This window comes from Bradyrhizobium lablabi, from assembly GCF_001440475.1.
Taxonomy (GTDB): Bacteria; Pseudomonadota; Alphaproteobacteria; order Rhizobiales; family Xanthobacteraceae; genus Bradyrhizobium; species Bradyrhizobium lablabi.
This window is the reverse complement of record NZ_LLYB01000082.1, coordinates 63,294-69,627: the sequence shown is the minus strand read 5'-3', so window position 1 is coordinate 69,627 and position 6,334 is coordinate 63,294. Positions and strand designations below refer to the sequence as shown.

Below are 6,334 nucleotides of genomic sequence, written 5' to 3'. Positions count from 1 at the left end.
CCCGCCCCTGCCACAAAATTCGTTCGGCATCCGTCGGGTTACGGCGCAGGAGCCGGGCGAGCCCGCGCACCGTTGAGCTGTCGCCGGGCGCCGCCGGCCCCTGCCCGTGCTCGGCCAGCAGCGCCCGCAGCCGTGTCGCCTGTTCGCCGTCCAGCACGCCGCCCTTGGCCGGCCCCTTGCGCCCTTCCGCAATCGCCATCACCACGCCGTGCAGGGTGTGCATGTCCTGCTTGGTTGGGTCCATCCGGGTGAAGATGTTGCGCAGGTTCACCAGCATGGTGTCGCGCTTCTCGCGCGGGCGCAGGAATTCGACCTTGTCGAGTTCCCGGACCAGATTGTCGAAGAAGGCCTGCATCTGGTGCTGCGAGGCCGGCTCGGAGCGCTCCGGCATCGCGAACGGCAACGTGCCGCCGGTCGAATGCTTGAACCACTCGTAGCCGATCAAGAGCACCGCCTGCGCCAGGTTGAGCGAGGCAAAACCCGGGTTGACCGGAAAGGTGATGATCCGGTTGGCGAGCGCCACCTCCTCGTTCTGCAGGCCATAGCGCTCGCGGCCAAAGAGGATGCCGGCCCCGCCGCCGGTTCCGATATGCGCCACGATCTCGCGGGCGGCCTCGGTCGGCGCGACCACCGGCTTGGCCTGGTCATGGGCACGGGCGGTGGTGGCGAACAGGAGCGAGAGATCGGCGACCGCCTGCTCCACCGTGTCGAACAGCTCGGCCTGTTCCAGGATCTGGTCGGCCCCGGCCGCCGCCCGTTGCGCCGCGATGTTCGGCCAGCCGTCGCGCGGATTGACTATTCTGAGCCGCGACAGCGCAAAATTGCCCATGGCGCGCGCGGCCATGCCGATATTCTCACCGAGCTGCGGCTCGACGAGGATCACAATTGGTCCGGCTAAGTCCCAACCAGACTTGGTTTTATCGGTGCCGGACATTTCTCGACTTCACCTTCTGCTTCAATTTCTGAAGTTGATTCAACCTGTGAAGGCTTCGAATCACCGCGATGGATTGAAAATCGCATCGTCCGTCTCGGATGGCGGCCCAATTCGCGAGGCTGCTGCGCGGCTTACTAACCTCTCCGCGCGCTCGCTCAAAGCCTCAAGGAGGCACGGATCCCGTGCCGCCGCTTGCGCGCATTAGACTTTCGGATAGGTTAACAATCACAAACAAAGCGAAGCTGCAAACAATCCCGAACGCCGGTTCAACGGCGAAGGGCATCAGGGGAGACGTCCATGCGCGGCAGGTGGTCGTTGGCGATTGTCGGCGTGGTCCTGATCCTGGCGGGCGGCCTGCTCGCCCACTTCACCCAGACCGCCGGCGGCATCCGGATCGAGGATGTCCGCTTCACGGGCGCCAAGGGCAACACCATGAGCGGGTTGCTCTACATCCCGCCGAACGCCACGCCGCAGATCCCCGCCCCCGGCATCCTCGCCGTCCACGGCTACATCAATTCGCGCGAGACGCAGGACGGCTTTGCCATCGAGTTCGCCCGCCGCGGCTATGTCGTGCTCGCGCTCGACCAGACCGGCCATGGCTATAGCGACCCGCCCGCTTTCGCGAACGGCTTCGGCGGCCCCGATGGGCTCGCCTATCTGCGCAGCCTCGAAATCGTCGACAAGAACAATATCGGCCTCGAGGGCCACTCGATGGGCGGCTGGACCGTGCTGGCGGCGGCGACCGCGATGCCTGATGGCTACAAGTCGATGGTGCTGGAGGGCTCCTCGACCGGCAAGCCGTTCGCGGCCGAGGGCACGACCACGTGGCCACGCAACGTGGCGCTGGTGTTCGCAAAGTACGAGGAATTTTCCACCCTGATGTGGGGCGTCGACCTCGCCCGCGACGTCACCCAGAGCCCGAAACTGTGGGCGCTGTTCGGCACCCAAGGGCCGGTCGAGCCGGGCAAGGTCTATGGCGACATCGCGCAGGGCACGGCGCGGGTGCTTCATACTCCGGCCATCACCCATCCGGCCGAGCACATTTCGCACGAGGCCATCGGCTACAGCCTCGACTGGTTCGCCAAAACCCTGCAGGGCGGCACACACCGCCCGGTCGATGACCAGATCTGGTTCCGGAAAGAAATCGGCACGCTGATCGCGCTGATCGGCTTTGTGGCGCTACTGATCGGCGCCTTTGACGCGCTCTTGGAAGCACCGATGTATTCCCGCCTCCGGCTGCCCGAAATCGCCGACGGCACCATGCCGGAACATGTCGCCGCGAGCGGCCGCCGCTGGACTGCCGCCTTCATCCTGTCGGCCTTCATTCCGGCGCTGACCTATTACCCAGCGTTCGCGCTGGGCGGGACATTCGTAAAACCCTCCGCCTTGCTGCCGCAGGGCATCACCAACCAGATCCTGGTCTGGGCCATCATCAACGGCCTGATCACGCTTGCCTTGATGCGGTTCGCGCCCAAGCGCGCCAGCCGGTCGGGCATCGTCCTGCAGTCGCTGGTGATCGCCATCGCCACGGTGGCGATCGGCTACGCGGCGCTGTGGCTCGCCGATCTCGCCTTCAAGATCGACTTCCGGTTCTGGACCGTCGCAGTGAAGCTGATGAGCGCGAAGCAATTTTTGATCTTCCTGATCTATCTTGTGCCATTCACGGCGTTTTTCGTCATCGCGCTGCATGTCCTGCACCGCAATTTCTCGACCATGGCAGCGCCCCGCGCGGCCCTGTACCTGACCAATATTCTGGCGCTGACGCTGGGCTTCATCGTGCTCGTGGGCGGGCAGTACGCCATCCTCTGGCTCACCGGAAAGCTGTTCAACCCGCTGCCCGACCCCGGATTCGTGCCGCTCTCGACCATCGTAGCCATTCAGTTCGTGCCGCTCCTGGCAATCTGCGCTGTGATCGCGACCTTCACCTGGCGGCGGACCGGCTCCAGCCTGCCCGGCGCCCTGATTTGCGGCCTGTTCGTGACCTGGTACGTGGTGGCGGGGACGGCGACCCAGGCGGCGTTCTGAACTCTGGTTGAGCCATCGGCAATCTTGGGCAAGTCTTGGCGCGAACCGCGGCCCGTGCGACCAAGCCTCATGTCTTCCCATCAGCAGCGCTATCCGCATACACCCACACCGTCACATGCGTCCGTGATCGGCCGTCAGCGCGCCGGACAGTTGGCGCCGAGTGACACCGCCCAAGCGCTGCAAGCGGCGCGCGGCTGCCCGGACGCGTGGTATCGCGTCCAGGCCCTCGCCTCGGTCGCGGAATACGCGGACCGGAGCGTGGCCTTGTCGATCCTGGAAGAAGCCGCGCGCGAGGCGCAATCATGTCACGACGCCTACGGCACGGTAGCCGTGATGGCGTGGCCGATCGGCGTGGCATTCAGGCAGGGGCAGCTTGCCTTCGCCGGGCGCGAACTCAAAAAGTGCCTCGATCGGGCATCCGAAATCGAGCCCCGCGCGTCGCAGGCCTACGCCCTTGAGATTCTGTGGCACGCCTGTTTCGTTGAGCATCCCAGCCATGCCAATGCGGTGTGGCGCAGAATTCTGGAGCTTTGCCATCCGGACAGTAGCTGGCGTGCCGCCCGGCTCTATCTGCACATCGCGGAGATCCAGCATGGGCATAACCGCAGCGCCGCCGCCGTGATCCGCGCCATGCCGCCGGGCAAGGCGCGAAGCTGGCTGGAACGGCGCTTCGGGCTCGCCTGAAACTGCAGCTGGCACCAGGTCGCATCAGTTGCGCCGGATCGGTCGCGACGAATGCCCAGCCAAAGCTGCCAGGTCACCCGGCCCCATGCATTCCGCGCCTGAAAGATGGGCTAAAAGTCAGGCCTGCACCAGCTTCCGCCGGCCGGTTTGCGGTGCTATAGGCCCCCTATAATCACCCATCCCGCCCGAAACACGCGGTTTTCCGAGAAAAGGCCCCTTCCGTCATGGCAAAAATCAAGGTGTCCAACCCCGTCGTCGAACTCGATGGCGACGAGATGACCCGGATCATCTGGCAGTACATCAAGGACAAGCTGATCACCCCGTTCCTGGATGTCGAGCTTTTGTATTTTGACCTTGGAATGGAATACCGCGACCAGACCAACGACCAGGTCACGATCGACGCCGCCAACGCCATCAAGAAGGTCGGCGTCGGCGTCAAATGCGCCACCATCACCCCGGATGAGGCCCGGGTGAAGGAATTCAACCTGAAGGAAATGTGGAAGTCGCCGAACGGCACCATCCGCAACATCCTCGGCGGCGTGATCTTCCGCGAGCCGATCATCTGCAAGAACGTGCCGCGTCTGGTGCCCGGCTGGACCAAGCCGATCATCATCGGCCGCCACGCCTATGGCGACCAGTACCGCGCAACCGACATCAAGTTCCCCGGCAAGGGTACGCTGACCCTGAAATTCGTCGGCGAGGACGGCACCGTCATCGAGAAGGAAGTGTTCAAGACCCCGGGCTCCGGCGTTGCGATGCAGATGTACAACCTCGATGACTCCATCATCGACTTTGCCCGCGCCTCGTTCAATTACGGCCTGATGCGGAATTACCCGGTCTATCTTTCGACCAAGAACACCATTCTGAAAATCTATGACGGCCGCTTCAAGGACATCTTCCAGGACGTCTACGACCGCGAGTTCAAAAAGGAATTCGAGGCCAAGCGGCTGACCTACGAACACCGCCTGATCGACGACATGGTCGCCTCGGCGCTGAAGTGGTCCGGCGGCTACGTCTGGGCCTGCAAGAACTACGACGGCGACGTGCAGTCGGATACGGTGGCCCAAGGCTACGGCTCGCTCGGTCTGATGACCTCGGTGCTGCTGACGCCCGACGGCAAGACGGTGGAAGCCGAAGCCGCCCACGGCACGGTGACCCGGCACTACCGCGAGCACCAGAAGGGCAAGGAAACCTCGACCAACTCGATCGCGTCGATCTTCGCCTGGACCCGTGGCCTCGCCCACCGCGCCAAGCTCGACAACAACCCGCAGCTGGCAAAATTCGCCGACACGCTGGAAAAGGTCTGCGTCGCGACCGTCGAGGAAGGCTACATGACCAAGGACCTTGCGCTCCTGGTCGGCGCCGACCAGCGCTGGCTGTCGACGACCGGCTTCCTCGACAAGGTTGCCGCCAACCTTGAGAAGGCGATGGCGGCCTAAGCCGCCTTCGCAACTTCCCCACATCCATTCCGAGGGGTAGAGCCCGAAGCAATCCACGTCTCAGTTTGGAGCACGATGGATTGCTCGGAGCCTGTCGTCGGGCGCGCATTCACGCGGCCCGCTGCCTCGCAAAAATAGAAAATCAACGACGGAGCATTACCGTGTCGTTCTCCAAGAGCATCTCGCTCGCTGCCTTCCTATTGATCGGGTCGCTTGTCAACGCGACCGCCCAGACAGCACTTCCCGAGGCCATCGCAGCTCCGGGTGAAACCGCGATACTTACGCTGCATGCCGAAGGCGCGCAGGTCTACGAATGCAAGAGCGGTGGCGACGGCACACTCACCTGGGCGTTTCGCGAGCCGATCGCGACGCTTTTCCAGGACGGCAAGACGGTCGGCCGGCATTATGCCGGACCGAACTGGGAATTCAGCGACGGCAGTGCGGTGGTCGCCCAGGTCGCCGGCACGGCCCCGGGCATGGTCGCGAACGACATTCCCTTGCTGAAGCTCACGGTGACTTCCCGGCGCGGCAACGGCGTGCTCAGTCCGGCGACGACCGTGCAGCGGATCAACACGGCGGGGGGAAGGCTCACCGGCGCCTGCTACAAGGCGGGCACCTATGAAAGCGTCCCCTACTCTGCCGACTACGTGTTCCTGCGCAAGGGCTGAACGATGACGGCATAATAAGCCGCCGATGGTGTTGGTCCTTCGGGGCCAACATCATGGGGTCTATGATGCCGTATCTCAGAAATATCGCGCTCGCTGCGTTCGTGTTGTCAGCCTCAGTTCTGGCCGCGACCGCGCAGACGCCGCTTCCCGAGGCCGTCGCGGCACCCGGCGAGACCGTGGTGCTCACGCTTCACGCCGAAGGCGCGCAGATCTACGAATGCAAGGCAGCTGCCGACGGCAAGCTCGCCTGGGCATTCCGCGAGCCGACCGCGACGCTGCTGCTCGACGGCAAGACCGTTGGCCGTCACTATGCCGGGCCGAACTGGGAACACATCGACTCGAGCGCCGTGGTCGGCAAGGCGGCCGGGAACGCGCCCGGCGCGACCGCGGACGATATTCCCTGGCTGAAGCTGACGGTGACGTCCGGGCGCGGCACCGGCATCCTCTCCGGCGTCACCACGGTGCAGCGGATCAACACGGCGGGCGGAAAGCTCGAAGGCGCCTGCGACAAGGCGGGCAGTTACCGCAACGCGCCCTACTCCGCAGACTACGTATTCCTGCGCAAGAGCTGACGCGACACTGCC

The 6,334-nt window shown here is 64.3% G+C and carries 5 protein-coding genes and 1 pseudogene; 5 read left to right on the top strand and 1 reads right to left on the bottom strand.

The annotated features are described in order from the left end of the window. Window positions 1–934, bottom strand: a pseudogene (locus tag CQ14_RS22880) (RNA methyltransferase); the annotation flags it as partial. A 297-nt stretch (window positions 935–1,231) separates the two neighbouring features. Between CQ14_RS22880 and CQ14_RS22875 the strand changes: the two are divergent. The 5 genes from CQ14_RS22875 (at window position 1,232) to CQ14_RS22855 (ending at window position 6,322) form a co-directional block, all read left to right on the top strand. Then, complete coding sequence (locus tag CQ14_RS22875) at window positions 1,232–2,959, top strand: alpha/beta hydrolase family protein (protein ID WP_057860092.1); 1,728 nt, start codon at window positions 1,232–1,234, stop codon at window positions 2,957–2,959. Between the two features lie 123 nt (window positions 2,960–3,082). Then, window positions 3,083–3,643: a hypothetical protein gene (locus CQ14_RS22870; RefSeq protein WP_057860091.1), complete on the top strand. Its 561-nt coding sequence runs from the start codon at window positions 3,083–3,085 to the stop codon at window positions 3,641–3,643. A gap of 224 nt (window positions 3,644–3,867) precedes the next feature. Then, window positions 3,868–5,082: an NADP-dependent isocitrate dehydrogenase gene (locus CQ14_RS22865; protein WP_057860090.1), complete on the top strand. Its 1,215-nt coding sequence runs from the start codon at window positions 3,868–3,870 to the stop codon at window positions 5,080–5,082. A 161-nt stretch (window positions 5,083–5,243) separates the two neighbouring features. Continuing rightward, window positions 5,244–5,750, top strand: coding sequence for a DUF3455 domain-containing protein (locus CQ14_RS22860; protein WP_430650205.1), 507 nt, complete (start codon window positions 5,244–5,246; stop codon window positions 5,748–5,750). Between the two features lie 65 nt (window positions 5,751–5,815). After that, window positions 5,816–6,322, top strand: coding sequence for a DUF3455 domain-containing protein (locus tag CQ14_RS22855; RefSeq protein ID WP_057860173.1), 507 nt, complete (start codon window positions 5,816–5,818; stop codon window positions 6,320–6,322). The last annotated feature ends 12 nt before the right edge of the window (window positions 6,323–6,334 follow it).